This is a genomic window from Microbacterium sp. LMX7-1.2 (assembly GCF_040675935.1).
Taxonomy (GTDB): Bacteria; Actinomycetota; Actinomycetes; order Actinomycetales; family Microbacteriaceae; genus Microbacterium.
This window is the reverse complement of record NZ_JBEGIL010000001.1, coordinates 1,852,182-1,867,197: the sequence shown is the minus strand read 5'-3', so window position 1 is coordinate 1,867,197 and position 15,016 is coordinate 1,852,182. Positions and strand designations below refer to the sequence as shown.

Below are 15,016 nucleotides of genomic sequence, written 5' to 3'. Positions count from 1 at the left end.
TAGCCACTGTTATAGTCAACGACGTTGGCGAGGTGCGCGCGGCGTACCGTGAGAACGACGAGAAGGAGCAAGGATGCTCGAGGTCCCCGCAGTCCCGTCCGATGAGGCGCTCGAGGCGCGCTTCGCGGTGCCGTACCTCCTGACGGTGCGCCCCGTGCCCGGCCCGGCCGACCTCGCCCTGCTCGTCGAGAACCACCCCGACGGCTCCCGGGCCCGCATCTGGCGCGCTCGCGAGGCCCCCGGCGACCTCCTCCCCTTCCCCGTGGGAGTCGGCGCGATCCTCACCTCCGATGCGCAGTGGGTCGTCGATCTCGACGACGGCGGCGGCTCCGAGGTCGGCGGACTCGTCGCGATCGCGGTCGACGGGGCCGAGCGTGTGGCCCTCACGCCCGGCCGCGCCCCCTACGTCCTCCGCGGTCTGGAGTCGTCGTGCGACGGCCGTTCGATCGTCGCGACGGTCGTCGACGAGGAGGGCTTCCACGTGCTCGTGATCCCCGCCGCGCCCTGGGGTGAGCCACGGGTCGTCTACTCGAACCCGGTCGAGGCCTGGTACGGCCAGATCTCGCCCGACGGATCCCTGGTCTCGGTCGACACGACGGCGCACAACCCCGGCATCCGCCGCCCTCTGCTCACGGTGGTCGACGGCGCGACGGGAGAGGAGGTCGCGACGCTCGACGACCTCCCGGCAGGGCCCGTGCGAGGCGTGCGCTTCGCCTCGGATGCCGGTGACGACCGACTCCTGCTGAACACCGAGCGCAGCGGCTACTCGCGTCCCGCGATCTGGAACGTTCGCACGGGCGAGCGCGTCGACTTCGACCTGACCGAGCTGTCGGGCGAGGTGATCCCGGTCGACTGGCATGCGCCGAGCGGCCGGATCCTCGCGGTGCACGTCGCCGACGGCATCCACCGCCTGATCGAGGTGGATGAGGCGTCGGGCGTCGTGCGCGTCGTCGTCGAGGGCGGCAGCGTCTTCGACCCCGACGTCGCCGACCTGCATCCGTTCCAGTGGTCGTCGTACTACGCGCCGGATGGCGAGATCCGTGCCGTGCGCTCGACGTGGGACGTACCCCTGCACGTCGAGGAGATCACGGCGGATGACGGCGCGATCACGCTCATCGAGCCGGCCCCCGTGCCGGCGGGAACGCCGCTCGCCTCGGCCATGGTCGCCAGCGCGGACGGCACGCGCATGCAGCTGTGGTGGGCGCGGCCCGCGCAGGGCGAGCCGCTCGGCACCGTGCTGACGATCCACGGCGGCCCGAACCTCGTGACGGTCGACAGCTACGACCCCTCGGCGCAGGCCTGGCTGGATGCCGGCTTCGCGGTCGCCTCGCTCAACTACCGGGGCTCGGTGACGTTCGGACGGGACTTCCGCGAGGGCTTCTGGGGCGTCGGCGGAGATCGCGAGATCGAAGACGTCGCCGCCGCGATCGGCTTCCTGCGCGAGCAGGGCCTCGCCGACCCGGCCACGACGTTCATCACGGGCGCCTCCTACGGCGGCCACATGACGCTGTTGAGCGTGGGTCGGCTCCCCGACTTGTTCGCCGGCGGGCTCGCGCACGTCGCGGTGGCCGAGTGGTCGGCGGCGATCGAGGCCATGAACCCCGCCGTGCGCAGTGTGTGGAGCTCGTGGGTGCCGCCGGAGCTCGTGAAGCCGTTCTCGGCCATCACCTACCTCGACGACGTCACGGCATCCGTCTGGATCAACCAGGGCGACGTCGACACCCGCACGCCGATCGTCGGGGTGCAGCGCTACGTCGACGAGCTGAGCGCGCGCGGCGGCGATGTCGTGCTCGACGTCTTCGAGGGAGGGCACGAGCCCACCGGCCTCGAGGCCGCCGCCGTCGACCAGCGCCGCATGCACGAGCTCGCCCGCCGCACCCTCGAAGGGGGGCGCTGGGACGCCTGATCCGCGGTGCACCAGTCAGAGAGAGGCGCACGCGGCACCCTGACGACGTGCTCGCTATCCGCTCGGACGCCAGTGCTGTGCGAGCGCGTCGGACAGTTCGCGACGGAGTGCGATGACGTCGTCAGAGGCCGTGTGGTGCAGCGCCTCGCTGACGATGATGGCGCGGTGCGTGTCGGGGCGGACTGCCGAGAGCGCACTCTGCCGGTTCGTCCACCTGCGGCAATGGGCGTTGCCGGCCTCGTCCAGGAAGATCACCTCGCGCGCCTCGGGAGCTTCTGTCTCGCCGGCGAAGCTCAGATACTTCTCCGAGCCTGTCGCACGGGTGACGGTCAGGTCGCCGGTCACCTGTGAGCGGTCGAAGACGGCGATCGGAATCGCGTACGAGATCGAGACCGCGTTGCAGAGGTCGACGAGCGGATGGATCGCCGGGAGCCGGCCGTCCTTCTTGAAGCGTCGGAGGAGGGCTTCCGACGCGCACCGGTACTGGGTGGGCTTCAATCCCATCTGACTGAATGCGCGTCGCCACGCCGCGATCTCGGGGAACTCGCTTTCGGGTCGGTCGGCGAGACGCGCAGAGGCGCGCTCCAGGAACGGTGCTGCTGTCCTGGTCACGTCGACGCTGGAGGTCACGTCGTCCAGGGTGAGTGTGGCGACGGCGAGCTGAGGGAAGTCGGCGAGCAGGGCCGGGTCGTGGGTGACGCGCATCGGCGACTATCGCGACTCGAAGGCGAGGCGGCCGGCCAGGAGCACGTAGGTGGCGGCGAACGTGCGACGCAACCACGCCATGACCTTGGGTCGGGTGATCACCTGGTTGCGCATCACGGCGGCGAACACCCCGTAGAGCGCGAAGACGACGAACGTCAGACCCATGAACACCAGGCTGAGTCCGACCATGTGCCAGGTGCCGTTGGCCTCGCCAGCAGGGACGAACTGGGGCAGGAAGGCGAAGAAGAAGATCGTCAGCTTCGGGTTGAGCAGGTTGATGAGTATCGCGGTGCGGATCACGCGCCAGAACGACGCCGGCGCCGCGCTCTCGTCGACGTCCATCATCGACTTGTCGCGGAGCGTCTGCCAGGCGAGATAGATCAGGTAGGCGACCCCGAGCCACTTGATGGTCTGGAATGCGATCGCGGAGGCGTTCAAGATCGCGGCGAGACCGGTGATCGCAGCGATCATGTGCGGAAGGACTCCGAGTGTGCAACCGAACGCGGCAACGATGCCTGCTTTGGCACCCCGGGAGAGTCCCGCAGCGATGGAGTACACGGCGCCGGTGCCGGGGGTGGCGACCACGACGAGCGTGGTCAGCAGGAATGCAATGCTCATTTCGTCCCCTTGAGAGTCGTTGCCTCCGTACAGTACAGCGTCCCCGAGTCCGTCGGTGTCTGGGTGTTGGTGGATTTCAGCGCACCCCGGAAACGATCGGTGTCGACGGTGTGTCGAATGCCGATGCCCGACGATCCAGAACCTCGCGACACCGGCAGGCAGAGCATCTGCCCGTCTCATAGTCACGAACATTGACTAAAGTGCTTGCTATCTCGTCTCGACCGTCCTAGAGTCAGACCACCACCCGCACCACAGCACGGTCGTACCCGCCCGATTCGCATCGATCACTGGAGATCCGGCTCATGTCGCAATCACGTCTTCGCACTGCTGTACCCGCTTCCCGCCGCATCGTCATCGCGGCCCTCACCGCCGCCGCCCTGGTCGGATCCCTCGCCGCGTGCAGCTCCTCCGGCACGACCCCCGAGCCGAGTGACGTCGCGGTCGTCGACGGCGGCGAGCTCGTGATCGGCGCCGAGCAGGAGCCCGACTGCGCCGACTGGATCGCCACATGCGGCGGCTCGATCTGGGGCACCTACGTCATGCAGATCCCGACCATGCCGAGCGTCTTCCAGACACGTCTCGACGGCGACGACTGGAAGCCGGTCCCCTCCGACCTCGTGACCGGCGAGCCCGAGACCGTGGTCGCCGACGACGGCACCCAGACCATCACCTACTCGATCAACCCCGACGCCGTGTGGTCGGACGGCGAGCCGATCACCTCGGCCGACTTCGCGTACACCGCGCTGCAGATCCGCGACGGCGACGACATCTTCGACAAGACCGGCTACGACCGCATCACAGCCGTCGATTCGAGCGACCCCGCCACCGCGGTCGTCACGCTGGACTCGGCCTACGCGGGCTGGCGCACCCTCTTCAGCGTGTACGGCATCATGCCCGCGCACCTCCTCGAGGGCAAGGACCGGGCGGCGATCATGGCCGACGGCTACGACTTCAGCGGCGGTCCGTGGAAGATCGAGAAGTGGACCCGAGGCACCTCGGTCACGCTCGTCCCGAACGAGAACTACTGGGGCGAGAAGCCGCACCTCGACAAGGTCACCTTCCTGTTCCTGCCCGACACGACCGCGGCGTTCCAGGCGCTCAAGAGCGGCCAGGTGAGCGTGCTCGCCCCGACGCCGCAGCTCGACGCGCTGACGCAGATCGACGCGGGCCTCCCCGGCATCCGCTCGCAGGTCGACGCCCGCAGCGGCAACCTCGAGGCGATCTGGCTCAACAACTCCGTGGCCCCCTTCGACTCGGTCGCCGTGCGACAGGCCCTCGCCTACTCGATCGACCGCGATGCCATCGTGAAGCGCCTGTTCGGCAGCCTCGGCATCGACAAGGCCCAGCAGAGCTTCAACTCCCCGATGGTCGCGCCCTTCGCCGCCGACGACTTCTCCCAGTACACGCTCGACCTCGACAAGGTCGACGAGCTGATGACAGGCGACGGCTGGAAGAAAGACGGCGACGGCGTGTGGGCGAAGGGTGGCGACACCGCGAGCTTCTCGATCAAGACCCTCGCCGGCAACAAGCGCCGCGACCTCACGGTGCAGGTGCTGCAGTCGCAGCTGGCGGATGCCGGGTTCGACATGACCATCGACCAGGTGACGCCCGCCGACCTGTTCGGCACGATCGCCCCGCAGGGCGACTTCCAGGCAGGGATCTGGGCGCTCGTCGACACGTTCCCGGACCCCACGCTCTCGTCGACGTTCTCCTCGGTGAACATCCCCAGCGAGGCGAACGGGTTCTCCGGCATCAACTTCTACCGTGCGGACATCGCCGGGCTCGACGACCTGCTCGCCCAGGTCGACACCGAGGTCGATCAGGACGCCCGCATCGAGGTCTCGAAGCAGGCCGATGCGCTGATCGCCGAGAACGTCCCCTCCCTGCCGCTCGACGTCGTGCCCAACGTGCTCCTCTGGAGCGAGAAGGTCGGCGGCCCGCTGCAGATCAACCCCATCGAGGGTCCCTTCTGGAACCTCGCCGAGTGGGGCCTGGCCGGCTGAGCCCGCGCTTCGGCACAGCAGGACAGGAGACGAGGCGACGATGCTCACGTTCATCACGAGACGGGTGCTGTATTCGATCCCGGTGATCGTCGTCGCCTCGTTCATCCTGTTCTGGGCCGTGCGGTCGACGTTCGATCCCCTGGCGAAGCTGCGGCAGGCGCACGACCCCGCCGTGATCGCGCGGGAGATCGAGCGACTCGGCCTCGACCGCAGCATCCCCGAGCAGTACTTCCTCTGGCTGCGATCGCTCGTGACGGGCGATTGGGGCCTCAGCACCCGCACGGGCACCCCGGTGCTCCCGCTCATCGGCGACGCCCTGTGGCCCACGCTGCAGCTCGCCTTCTGGGGACTGCTCGTCGCGGTGCTGATCGCCGGCGGCGTGAGCGTGTACTCCGCCGTGCGGCAGTACTCCCTCGGCGACAACATCCTCACCGGCGCCTCGTACCTCGGCATCGCCATGCCGGCGTTCTGGTTCGGCCTGATCCTCATCCAGACGTTCGCGGTGCGGCCCAAGGAGACGTTCGGTCTGAGCGAGCCGCCGCTGTTCTTCATCGGCCTGAACTCGCCAGGGCAGAGCGATCCGCTCGACTACATCCGGCACCTGATCCTCCCGGTCGCCGCGCTCATGATCGCGCTCGTCGCCTCGTGGAGCCGCTTCGGCAGAGCGGCCATGCTCGACGCGCTCTCGAGCGACTACGTCCGCACCGCCCGCGCCAAGGGCGTGCCGCGTCGCGAGGTGATCTGGCGTCACGCGGTGCGCAACTCGCTCGCCCCGTTCGTCACGGTCGTGGCGCTCGACGCGGCGATCCTCATCGGCGGACTCGTCGTCACCGAGCAGATCTTCGCGATCCCCGGGATGGGGCGGCTGTTCCTGCAGTCTCTCGTCGCGGGCGACGTGTACGTGCTGCTGCCGTGGATGATCGTGGTCGCCGTGGCTGTGGTCATCTGCAACCTGATCGCCGACATCGCCTACGCGGTGCTCGATCCGAGAGTGAGGCTGTCATGAGCGGTGCAGGCATCGCCGGCCAGGAGGGTCTGCTCACCGAGCAGGACCCGCAGAAGGCCCCGACGCGTCAGCTGCTGAAGGGGTTCCTGAAGCACCGGCTCGGGGTCGTGAGCCTGGTCGTGCTCGTGATCCTGCTGGTCGCGTGCTTCGGCGCAGGCTGGATCGCACCCTACCCGCAGGGGCAGCAGGACCTCCTGACCGGACCCACCCCGCCCTCGGGCTCGCACTGGCTGGGCACCGACGAGCTGGGCCGCGACTACCTCAGCGAGATCCTGTTCGCGGGGCAGATCTCGCTCGCGATCGGCCTCGCCGTCGCCCTCCTCGCGACCGTCGTCGGCACCGCGCTCGGCGCGATCGCCGGATACGTGGGCGGGTGGATCGGCGAACTCATCATGCGCATCACCGACCTGTTCCTCATCGTGCCGGCGATTGCGCTGCTCGCGGTGATCCTGCAGGGGCTCGGGGCCTCGCCCACCACGATCGTGTTCGCGCTCACTGCGCTGGGGTGGACGTACATCGCCCGCGTCGTGCGCGCCCAGGTCCTGTCACTGCGCGAGAAGGACTTCATCGACGCGGCACGCGGCATCGGAGCATCCGGGTTCCGCATCGTCGTCTCGCACCTGCTGCCCAACCTCGCGGGCGTCATCGCCGTCGCGATGAGCCTGGCCGTCGCCTCGTCGATCATCGCCGAGTCGACCCTGAGCTTCCTCGGGTTCGGCGTGCAGCCGCCGCAGACGAGCTGGGGGTCGATGCTCAGCCAGGCCGCGGGCTACGTCGGCACGCCTCAGGTGTACCTGCTGTACTTCCCCGGCCTGTTCATCCTCGTGACCGTGCTGTGCGTCAACTTCATCGGCGACGGACTGCGCGACGCGCTCGACCCCCAGGGGAAGAACCTATGAGCACTCACCCCGATGCCACCGAGATGCTCCTCGAGGTCGAGGACGTGTCGATCGCCTTCCGCACGGATGCGGGGCTGGCGCGCGCGGTCGAGGGCGTGTCCTTCGTGCTCCGCACCGGCGAGACCGTCGGGATCGTGGGCGAGTCCGGCTCGGGCAAGTCCATGACCGCCATGGCGATCATGGGGCTGCTGCCGAAGAAAGCGGTCGTCACGGGATCGATCAAGCTACGCGGCCGTGAGCTCGTCGGGCTCTCCGACGACGAACTGCGCGAGGTGCGCGGCAAGGACATCGCGATCGTGTTCCAGGACGCCCTCACCGCGCTCAACCCGGTCATGACCGTGGGTGAGCAGCTGGTCGAGGCCGTGCGCGTGCATGACCCACGGAGCACGCCCGCAGACCGCAAGGCCAGGGCCGTCGAACTGCTCGACGTCGTCGGCATCCCCTCTCCCGAACTGCGCGTCGACCGCTATCCGCATGAGTTCTCGGGCGGCATGCGGCAGCGCGTCATGATCGCCATGAGCATCGCGAACGAGCCCGACCTGCTGATCGCCGACGAGCCGACCACCGCGCTCGACGTCACGGTGCAGGCGCAGGTGCTCGAGGTGCTGCGCGAGGTGCAGCGGCGCACGGGCACGACCGTGCTGCTCATCACGCACGACCTCGGCGTGGTCGCCGGCACCGCCGATCGGGTCATGGTCATGTACGCGGGCGGACTCGTCGAGACCGCCGACGTGGATCCGCTGTTCTACGAGACGGCGCACCCGTACACCGCGGGGCTGCTCGCGTCGCTGCCGCGGCTCGACCGTCGCTCCTCGCGTGACGAGCGGCTGTACCAGATCGCCGGACACCCGCCCGTGGCGACGGAATGGCCCGAGGGATGCCGGTTCGCCCCGCGCTGCGCGCACGCCGTCGCGGGGCTGTGCGATGTGAGCGTGCCCGAGCCGGTGCCGGTCGGGGCAGGGCATACCGCCGCGTGCGTGCGGGTCGACGAATGGCAGAAGGAGGCGTCATGAGCGGAACTCCGGTCGTGGAGCGCACAGGGAGCACCGGGCTCATCGTCGACGGACTCGTCAAGGAGTACCGCGTCGGCGGCGGGCTGTTCGGTCGAGGCCGTGACGTCGTGCGGGCCGTGTCGGACGTAAGCCTCGCGATCCCCGGCGGTCAGACGTTCGGGCTCGTCGGGGAATCCGGATGCGGCAAGTCGTCGCTCGGCCGCAGCGTCGCCCGCCTCCAGTCCAGCGACGGAGGGTCTATCCGGCTGGGCGACGACGATGTCACGACGGTCTCGGGGGAGCGGCTGCGACGGCTGCGCCGCCGCGTGCAGTTCGTGTTCCAGGATCCGTACGCCTCGCTCAACCCACGCAAGTCCGTGCGGGCGACGCTCACCGAGCCGCTCGTGATCCACGGTCTGCACCGCGGATCGCGGGATCGTCGGGTCGAGGAACTGCTCGACCAGGTGGGGCTGAACCCGGCGCACGCCGACCGCTTCCCGCACGAGTTCTCAGGCGGACAGCGGCAGCGCCTCGGCATCGCGCGGGCGCTCGCGGTCGAACCCGAGGTGATCGTGCTCGACGAGCCGGTCAGCGCGCTCGACGTCAGCGTGCAGGCCGGGGTGCTGAACCTCCTCGACGACCTGCAGCGAGACCTCGGCCTCACATACCTGTTCATCGCGCACGACCTCTCCGTGGTGCGGCACCTCAGCGACCGCGTCGGCGTCATGTACCTGGGAAAGCTCGTCGAGGAAGCGCCGGTCGACGAGCTGTACGAGCGTCCGCTGCATCCCTACACGCAGGCGCTGCTATCGGCGATCCCCGTTCCCGACCCGCGTGCCGAGCGGGCGCGCGAGCGCATCGTGCTGACGGGAGACGTGCCGAGCCCGGTGTCGCCGCCGAGCGGATGCCGGTTCCGCACGCGCTGCTGGAAGGCGACCGAGATCTGCGCCGAGGTCGTGCCCGAGCTCGCCGAGCCCGACCTTCTCGACCTTGCTCCCACGCATCGCGTCGCCTGCCATCACCCCGCCGAGCGCGACGTGCTGTGAGCGCGCGATCCGCCACACTTCCGGAAGGACCCTCATGACCACCACGCACCGCATCGCCGTGATCGCCGGCGACGGCATCGGCACCGAGGTGATGCCCGAGGGACTGCGTGTGCTGCGCGCCGCCGCGGCCCGCTTCGACATCGCCCTCGAGTTCGAGGAGTTCGGCTTCGCGAGCGCCGCCTACTGGCAGGAGCATGGACGGATGCTGCCGGACGACTGGTTCGAGACGCTCCGCGGATTCGACGCGATCTATTTCGGGGCGGTCGGTTGGCCCGAGGTCGTGCCCGACCACGTGAGCCTGTGGGGGAGCCTCATCCAATTCCGCCGGGCGTTCGACCAGTACGTCAACCTGCGCCCGTGCCGCCTGATGCCGGGAGTCGTCTCGCCGCTGGCCGGCCGCGAACCGGGTGACATCGACTTCTATGTCGTGCGCGAGAACACCGAGGGCGAGTACTCGTCGATCGGCGGTCGCATGTTCGAGGGCACCGACCGGGAGTTCGTGCTGCAGGAGACGGTCATGACCCGCACCGGCGTCGACCGGGTGCTGCGCTATGCCTACGATCTCGCGGCCCGCCGATCGGGACACCTGACCTCGGCGACCAAGAGCAACGGCATCTCGATCTCGATGCCGTACTGGGACGAGCGGGTCGCCGCGGTCGGCGCCGACTACCCCGACGTGACGCGCGACCAGTTCCACATCGACATCCTCACCGCGAACTTCGTGCTGCACCCGGACTGGTTCGACGTGGTCGTCGCGAGCAATCTGTTCGGCGACATCCTGTCGGACCTCGGACCCGCGTGCACCGGCACGATCGGCATCGCCCCCAGCGCGAACATCAATCCCGAGGGGGTGTTCCCGAGCCTGTTCGAGCCCGTGCACGGCTCGGCTCCCGACATCGCCGGACGCGGGATCGCCAATCCGATCGGACAGATCTGGTGCGGTGCCATGATGCTCGAACACCTCGGATACCGGGATGCCGGTGCAGCGGTGCTCGCGGCGATCGAAGAGGTCCTCGCCCGCGGCGCGGAGGACGCGCCCTTCACGCCCGACCTGGGCGGTACCGCCTCGACGGTCGAGCTCGGCGCCGCGATCGCGGAGGTCGTCGCGGGCTGAGACTCGTCCGTTCTGCCGGTCTCGTCTCATCGCTGCGCTCCCCGCTCGACGACCGGCTGCTCAGAGACCGAGCCGCGCGGCGCATGAGACGCAGTGCGTGGCGAAGGGACGCACCTCGAGGCGTGCGGCCGGGATCTCACGACCGCACGCGGCGCAGACGCCGTAGGTTCCTGCATCCACTCTCGCGATCGCGTCGTCGACCTGCCGGAGTTCGGATGCCGCGGCTCGCGCGAGCCCGGTCAGTCGCGACCACTCGGACGACAGTGTCACACCCTCGGGGTCGTGCTCGTCGTCGTCGTTCGACCCCTCGCGGTCGTGCGTGAGCTCGTCGAGCGTGGCGGACGCCGCGGCGATGCGAGCTTCGGCGTCGGCTCGCAGCCGCACGAGCACGGAGCGGGGGTCGGGGTCCATCCGCTCACCCTAGACCGAGCCTCCGACAAAGGCTTTCTCGGAGACCGGAGAACGTCGCCATTTCGTGCAATTGCGCGGTCAAATCGCGGTTCGAATAGACGGATTCCACCACCACGATACCAGTGTTGCGTTTACCAAAATGTGCCACGACAGTGAACGCGCAGAATGTTGGAATTGTTGCTCGAAGACCGTCATCATCGGTGGGGACAAATGCGCGGGAGATGGCTATCTGCGCGCTCTCGACGACACGGAATGAGAACGATAATGCTCAAGGGCTTCAAGGAATTCATCTCGCAGGGCAACGTGATCGACCTCGCGGTCGCCGTCGTCATCGGCGGCGCTTTCACCGCGATCGTGAACGCGGTGGTCGCGAGCATCATCACGCCGCTCGTGAGCCTGTTCTTCCGCGCCGACGACAGCGGCAAATTCGGACCTTCGGTCACGAACCTCTACGGCGACACCGTGGTGTTCCCTCTGGGTGACCTGATCTCGGCCGTGATCAGCTTCTTCGCCGTGGCGCTCGTGGTCTACTTCGTCTTCGTCCTGCCCATGAACCACCTCAAGGCGCGCCAGGCGGCCCGTCAGCCCGTGGTCGTCGAGGAGGCGCCCGTGACCGAGACCGACCTGCTGGTCGAGATCCGCGATCTGCTGCGCGCATCTCGCGGAACCGCGGACTGAACGTCGTCTTCTGACTCCGGGGACGGAGTTCGTACTCGTCCCTGATCATCGTCGAGCCCGGCTAGCTGTGGCGGGCTCGGCCGTCGCTCCGCCTTCCTCACGGGCTGGACGACGCGGGCTCGGGCCGCACCGAGTCCGACATGGTGCCGCAGGACTCTCCCCCTGCGCACCGCGAGGGGTGGTCGTTCGGGCGACCACCCCTCGTTTCCGTGCACAGTTCTTCGGCGCACAGCGAGGATGCTCGAGTCCGCGCTCGTCACCCGAGCTCGGGTGCCGCCGCGATGGGCACGTGCTCCTCGATTCCGAGTTCGATCACGACCCCGCCCGACGGCAGGTCCGCTTCGATGCGATGGACGGCGCCGCGGTCGTCGACCCAGTACCGGACCGTCCCGGCTCCCTCGCCGGTGTCGGCATCCGAGGGACCCGCGAACACGTCGACCGGCACGCCGTCGACCTCGTCCGCGCGCAGCCACGCGGCATCCGACTGCTGCAGCAACTGGGCGTTCTCGGGACGATCGCCTCCGAGCGAGAGCAGCAGCGCGAGCACCGTGTCGACGCGAGACGCGGAGGGGTCGAGGCGACGAGCACCACCCGGCTCGCTCGGGGCGGCCACAGGGATGCCGTCGACCACGCTCGCTTCGGCCCAGCCGACGAACGTCGCGCCGTTCCAGGTGATGACGGCGCTCTCGTCGCCGGCCCTCGCGCTCGCGAGGCCGATCCCCGCGCGGTAGTCGACGCGTCCCTCGAGCTGCACGACGACACCGTCCGCAGAGACCTCGGTGCGGAACGTGCGGCTGCCGTCCTGGTACGCGAGGAATCGCCCCACAGCCAGGCGTTCCGACTCCTCCGTGGTGAGCGCTCGGGGTCCCGCGGAGGCCGAGGCGGACGCCGTCGGCAGCGGACCGGATGCCGGGTTCGCGAGCACCACCGCGGTGATCCCGCCCGCCAGCACGACCGCACAGGCCGCCGCGACCAGCACCCCGCGCCGCCGCTTCACGATGCTCCGAACAGCGTGGAGCCGAGCGGTCGCGACCGATCGAAGCCGGGGAGCACGAGGAACGTGCCGGAGGCGGTCGTCGTCGTGAAGGCGAGTAGCGCGTCGGACTCGCTCATCCGCTCCAGCGTCCGCACGAAGGTGCGGAGCTCGGTCTGCATGCTGACGAAGAGCAGCCCCATCGGATCCTCCATCGAGTACGAACGGCGCAGCATCAGCGGGGCGCCGATCGGCCGCGGATGCGCTCTGCGGGCGTGCGCGTCCGCCGGCAGCCGGTAGCGACCGTCGGACGTCTTGGCCTGCAGGTCGACGTCGTCGGCGATGCGCCCGCCCGAGAGCGGAGCCCCACTCGAACGCCGACGGCCGATCGCGGCTTCCTGCTCGCCGACCGACAGCGCCTGAAACGCCGGGATGTCGATGACCATGCGCCGCACGACCATGATCGTGCCGCCCGCTACGGGGCCCTCATCGATCCAGACCGAGTCGGCGAGATCGGTCTTCGAGGTCGGCACCGCGATCCCGTCGATGAACCCCAGGACGTTCCGTGCGGCGGTATGCCCCCGACGCACGGGCACGGCAGGACCACGGATGCCGCGCTGCCGCCAGCGTTCCCGCAGTCCGGGCGCGACCCGCATCAGGTGGGCGACGGTGAGCGGCAGCAGCAGCGGGTCCGAGGCGCAGACCTGGAGCACCACGTCGCCGCCGCGGTGGCGGTCGTCGATGGCCTCACGGGGGAAGGGAGGGAGGTCGGCGCCGCCGGGGGCAGAGGGCCGCGCGGCCGCGACCAGGCGCGGGCCGACGCCGACCGTGACGGTCAGGTCGCCGACCGGGATGCCGGCCAGCGCGGAGTGATCGTCGTCGACGAGATCGACGATGGCCCGACCGAGGTCGGCGAGCACGGGACCGGGCGATTCGTCGAGGTCGAACACCGCGAGGAGCAGATGCGGCTGCACCCGCACGGGGCGCGCGACTCCCGCCTGATGACGCCCCTCCGGCGGCACCCGCGCAGTGGCGCGGGTACCGGTCTCGACCGCATCCTGCCGCGGTTCGCGGCCACCCAGCACGGTGCCGAGGGCAGCAGCGCCACCCGCGCCGAGCAGGGCCCGGCGCGTCAGATCCCCGGGTCCGTCCGCGTGCACGAGTTGATGATAGCCATGACCGCGGCCGTGTCCAGCGCCGTCGGACGGATGCCTATGATGGGGCGATGTTCGCCCGAGAGCTCTCCGCCGCCGCCCTCCTCGCGGCCCTCGTCCTGGTCGGATGCGCGCCGACGCCGTCCGCCGAGAAGCCGGCGGAGACAGCATCCGACGCACCGCGGATGCTGTCTGTTCCCGCCGACTTCCCGACGATCTCGGCGGCCGTCGACGCGGCGTCCGAGGGTGACACGGTGGTCGTCGAGTCCGGTGTCTACCGCGAGACCGTCGCGATCGACACGGCGGGCGTGACCCTGCGCGGGCAGTCCCGAGACGGGGTGGTGATCGACGGCGAGGTGCTGCGCGGCAACGGGATCGTCGTGTCCGCTCCGCGGGTCACGGTGCAGAACCTCACCGTGCGCAACGCGACCCAGAATGGCGTGCTCGTCACTGGGATGCGCGACGACGACGGCGCGCCGGTGGGCGGCCACGATGGGTACCGGGCGATCGACCCGGAGGACTTCCCCCTGCTCGACGGATTCCGCGTCGACCATGTGACGGCGTCGAACAACGGGCTCTACGGCATCTACGCGTTCAACGCGTCGAACGGCGTGATCACCGACTCGTATGCGTCCGGCGGCGCGGACTCCGGCATCTACGTGGGGCAGTGCGACCGCTGCAACATCGTCGTCTCGGGCAACGTGGCCGAGAGGAACGCGGTGGGATTCGAGATCGCGAACGCGGGCGGCGATCTGTTCGTGGTGGGCAACCGGTTCGCGGGCAACCGTGTCGGCGCGACGATCGCCTCGGACTACCAGGAGGCCTACGTGCCCCAGACCGCGGCGACGTTCGCGGGCAACGTCGTGGCGGCGAACGGGCAGACCGACACCCCGGAGCAGGCGGAGGGGGCCTTCGGCATCGGGGTGGGCATCGCCGGCGGCGTCGACAACGTCGTCGCCGCGAATCTCGTCGAGGCGAATCCCGCGGCGGGGGTCGTGCTCGCCTCGGCCGAGGACATCGGGCCCGAGGGAAATCGGCTCACCGACAACGTCTTCGCCGGGAACGGGACGGATGCCGTGTTCGCGGCGTCTTCGCGAGCACCGGGTGCGGGAAACTGCTGGGAGGGGAACGTGCTCGCGACGACCGAGCCTGCCGGGTTGCAGGAGCTGTCGCCGTGCGGGTCTCCCGGTGCTGTGACGCCCGGGGTCTTCGCCCCGCAGGTCGCGCCGTCCGGCATCCCGTTCACCGATGTGGTCGCCCCGCCCGCGCAGCCGGAACTCGGTGCGCTGGATGCGGCGCCGAAGCCATGGGCGGGAGCGAGCGACGTTCCCGCCGTGGACCTCGCGGCGATCACCGTGCCGGATGCGTCGCTGTTGGCAGATAGGGCCGCGATCCGCTGGTGAGTCGCGGTCGGCGGTGCCGGTCGAGCCGGTATCGCCGACCGGCTGTACACAGTCGACTCGATTTCGTGTGAACACGAGATTGCTAGCTTCTCCCCGTCAGTAGAGGGA

The 15,016-nt window shown here is 69.4% G+C and carries 14 protein-coding genes; 9 read left to right on the top strand and 5 right to left on the bottom strand.

What is annotated here, in order from left to right; translation table 11 throughout:
* Window positions 1-73 precede the first annotated feature (73 nt).
* Window positions 74-1,906: a prolyl oligopeptidase family serine peptidase gene (locus tag MRBLMX7_RS09055; protein WP_363367754.1), complete on the top strand. Its 1,833-nt coding sequence runs from the start codon at window positions 74-76 to the stop codon at window positions 1,904-1,906.
* 54 nt (window positions 1,907-1,960) lie between these two features.
* On the opposite strand, the gene MRBLMX7_RS09050 is transcribed toward MRBLMX7_RS09055, so the two are convergent.
* Both MRBLMX7_RS09050 and MRBLMX7_RS09045 read right to left on the bottom strand, forming a co-directional pair.
* Window positions 1,961-2,611, bottom strand: coding sequence for a B3/B4 domain-containing protein (locus MRBLMX7_RS09050; RefSeq protein WP_363367752.1), 651 nt, complete (start codon window positions 2,609-2,611; stop codon window positions 1,961-1,963).
* A 6-nt stretch (window positions 2,612-2,617) separates the two neighbouring features.
* Window positions 2,618-3,229 carry a LysE family translocator gene (locus MRBLMX7_RS09045; protein WP_363367750.1) on the bottom strand — a complete coding sequence of 204 codons (612 nt, stop codon included), beginning with the start codon at window positions 3,227-3,229 and terminating at the stop codon, window positions 2,618-2,620.
* A gap of 302 nt (window positions 3,230-3,531) precedes the next feature.
* Between MRBLMX7_RS09045 and MRBLMX7_RS09040 the strand changes: the two genes are divergently transcribed.
* Genes MRBLMX7_RS09040 through MRBLMX7_RS09015 form a run of 6 tightly spaced genes read left to right on the top strand, consistent with a single transcriptional unit; the run spans window position 3,532 to window position 10,289 of the window.
* A complete protein-coding gene (locus tag MRBLMX7_RS09040; RefSeq protein ID WP_363367748.1) occupies window positions 3,532-5,232 on the top strand; it encodes a peptide ABC transporter substrate-binding protein in 1,701 nt (566 codons plus the stop codon).
* Between the two features lie 40 nt (window positions 5,233-5,272).
* Window positions 5,273-6,238, top strand: coding sequence for an ABC transporter permease (locus MRBLMX7_RS09035; protein ID WP_363367746.1), 966 nt, complete (start codon window positions 5,273-5,275; stop codon window positions 6,236-6,238).
* The gene (locus MRBLMX7_RS09030) at window positions 6,235-7,137 is read left to right on the top strand and encodes an ABC transporter permease (protein WP_363367744.1); all 903 of its coding nucleotides are present in this window, start codon (window positions 6,235-6,237) and stop codon (window positions 7,135-7,137) included. The genes MRBLMX7_RS09035 and MRBLMX7_RS09030 overlap by 4 nt, the downstream gene beginning before the upstream one ends.
* Complete coding sequence (locus MRBLMX7_RS09025) at window positions 7,134-8,150, top strand: ABC transporter ATP-binding protein (RefSeq protein WP_363367742.1); 1,017 nt, start codon at window positions 7,134-7,136, stop codon at window positions 8,148-8,150. The genes MRBLMX7_RS09030 and MRBLMX7_RS09025 overlap by 4 nt, the downstream gene beginning before the upstream one ends.
* Window positions 8,147-9,175, top strand: coding sequence for an ABC transporter ATP-binding protein (locus MRBLMX7_RS09020; protein ID WP_363367740.1), 1,029 nt, complete (start codon window positions 8,147-8,149; stop codon window positions 9,173-9,175). Before MRBLMX7_RS09025 ends, MRBLMX7_RS09020 begins: the two co-directional genes overlap by 4 nt.
* A 34-nt stretch (window positions 9,176-9,209) precedes the next feature.
* Complete coding sequence (locus tag MRBLMX7_RS09015; protein WP_363367738.1) at window positions 9,210-10,289, top strand: tartrate dehydrogenase; 1,080 nt, start codon at window positions 9,210-9,212, stop codon at window positions 10,287-10,289.
* Window positions 10,290-10,349: 60 nt separating this feature from the next.
* On the opposite strand, the gene MRBLMX7_RS09010 is transcribed toward MRBLMX7_RS09015, so the two are convergent.
* Complete coding sequence (locus tag MRBLMX7_RS09010) at window positions 10,350-10,700, bottom strand: TraR/DksA family transcriptional regulator (RefSeq protein WP_363367736.1); 351 nt, start codon at window positions 10,698-10,700, stop codon at window positions 10,350-10,352.
* Window positions 10,701-10,964: 264 nt separating this feature from the next.
* On the opposite strand from MRBLMX7_RS09010, the gene mscL reads away from it, so the two are divergent.
* The gene (gene mscL, locus MRBLMX7_RS09005) at window positions 10,965-11,378 is read left to right on the top strand and encodes a large conductance mechanosensitive channel protein MscL (protein WP_363370870.1); all 414 of its coding nucleotides are present in this window, start codon (window positions 10,965-10,967) and stop codon (window positions 11,376-11,378) included.
* Window positions 11,379-11,634: 256 nt separating this feature from the next.
* Here mscL and MRBLMX7_RS09000 read toward each other — a convergent pair whose 3' ends face one another.
* Both MRBLMX7_RS09000 and MRBLMX7_RS08995 read right to left on the bottom strand, forming a co-directional pair.
* Entirely contained in the window at window positions 11,635-12,375 is a 741-nt protein-coding gene (locus tag MRBLMX7_RS09000) for a hypothetical protein (RefSeq protein WP_363367734.1), read from the bottom strand.
* Entirely contained in the window at window positions 12,372-13,511 is a 1,140-nt protein-coding gene (locus MRBLMX7_RS08995; RefSeq protein WP_363367732.1) for a Dyp-type peroxidase, read from the bottom strand. Before MRBLMX7_RS08995 ends, MRBLMX7_RS09000 begins: the two co-directional genes overlap by 4 nt.
* A 65-nt stretch (window positions 13,512-13,576) precedes the next feature.
* Here MRBLMX7_RS08995 and MRBLMX7_RS08990 point away from each other — a divergent pair, with 65 nt between their 5' ends.
* Window positions 13,577-14,908, top strand: coding sequence for a right-handed parallel beta-helix repeat-containing protein (locus tag MRBLMX7_RS08990; RefSeq protein ID WP_363367730.1), 1,332 nt, complete (start codon window positions 13,577-13,579; stop codon window positions 14,906-14,908).
* Window positions 14,909-15,016: the final 108 nt, after the last annotated feature.

Bases quoted from the DNA above. Each gene is read 5' to 3' on its own strand.
- MRBLMX7_RS09055 (WP_363367754.1), top strand. From the start codon at position 74: ATGCTCGAGGTCCCCGCAGTCCCGTCCGATGAGGCGCTCGAGGCGCGC.
- MRBLMX7_RS09050 (WP_363367752.1), bottom strand. From the start codon at position 2,611: ATGCGCGTCACCCACGACCCGGCCCTGCTCGCCGACTTCCCTCAGCTC.
- MRBLMX7_RS09045 (WP_363367750.1), bottom strand. From the start codon at position 3,229: ATGAGCATTGCATTCCTGCTGACCACGCTCGTCGTGGTCGCCACCCCC.
- MRBLMX7_RS09040 (WP_363367748.1), top strand. From the start codon at position 3,532: ATGTCGCAATCACGTCTTCGCACTGCTGTACCCGCTTCCCGCCGCATC.
- MRBLMX7_RS09035 (WP_363367746.1), top strand. From the start codon at position 5,273: ATGCTCACGTTCATCACGAGACGGGTGCTGTATTCGATCCCGGTGATC.
- MRBLMX7_RS09030 (WP_363367744.1), top strand. From the start codon at position 6,235: ATGAGCGGTGCAGGCATCGCCGGCCAGGAGGGTCTGCTCACCGAGCAG.
- MRBLMX7_RS09025 (WP_363367742.1), top strand. From the start codon at position 7,134: ATGAGCACTCACCCCGATGCCACCGAGATGCTCCTCGAGGTCGAGGAC.
- MRBLMX7_RS09020 (WP_363367740.1), top strand. From the start codon at position 8,147: ATGAGCGGAACTCCGGTCGTGGAGCGCACAGGGAGCACCGGGCTCATC.
- MRBLMX7_RS09015 (WP_363367738.1), top strand. From the start codon at position 9,210: ATGACCACCACGCACCGCATCGCCGTGATCGCCGGCGACGGCATCGGC.
- MRBLMX7_RS09010 (WP_363367736.1), bottom strand. From the start codon at position 10,700: ATGGACCCCGACCCCCGCTCCGTGCTCGTGCGGCTGCGAGCCGACGCC.
- mscL (WP_363370870.1), top strand. From the start codon at position 10,965: ATGCTCAAGGGCTTCAAGGAATTCATCTCGCAGGGCAACGTGATCGAC.
- MRBLMX7_RS08990 (WP_363367730.1), top strand. From the start codon at position 13,577: ATGTTCGCCCGAGAGCTCTCCGCCGCCGCCCTCCTCGCGGCCCTCGTC.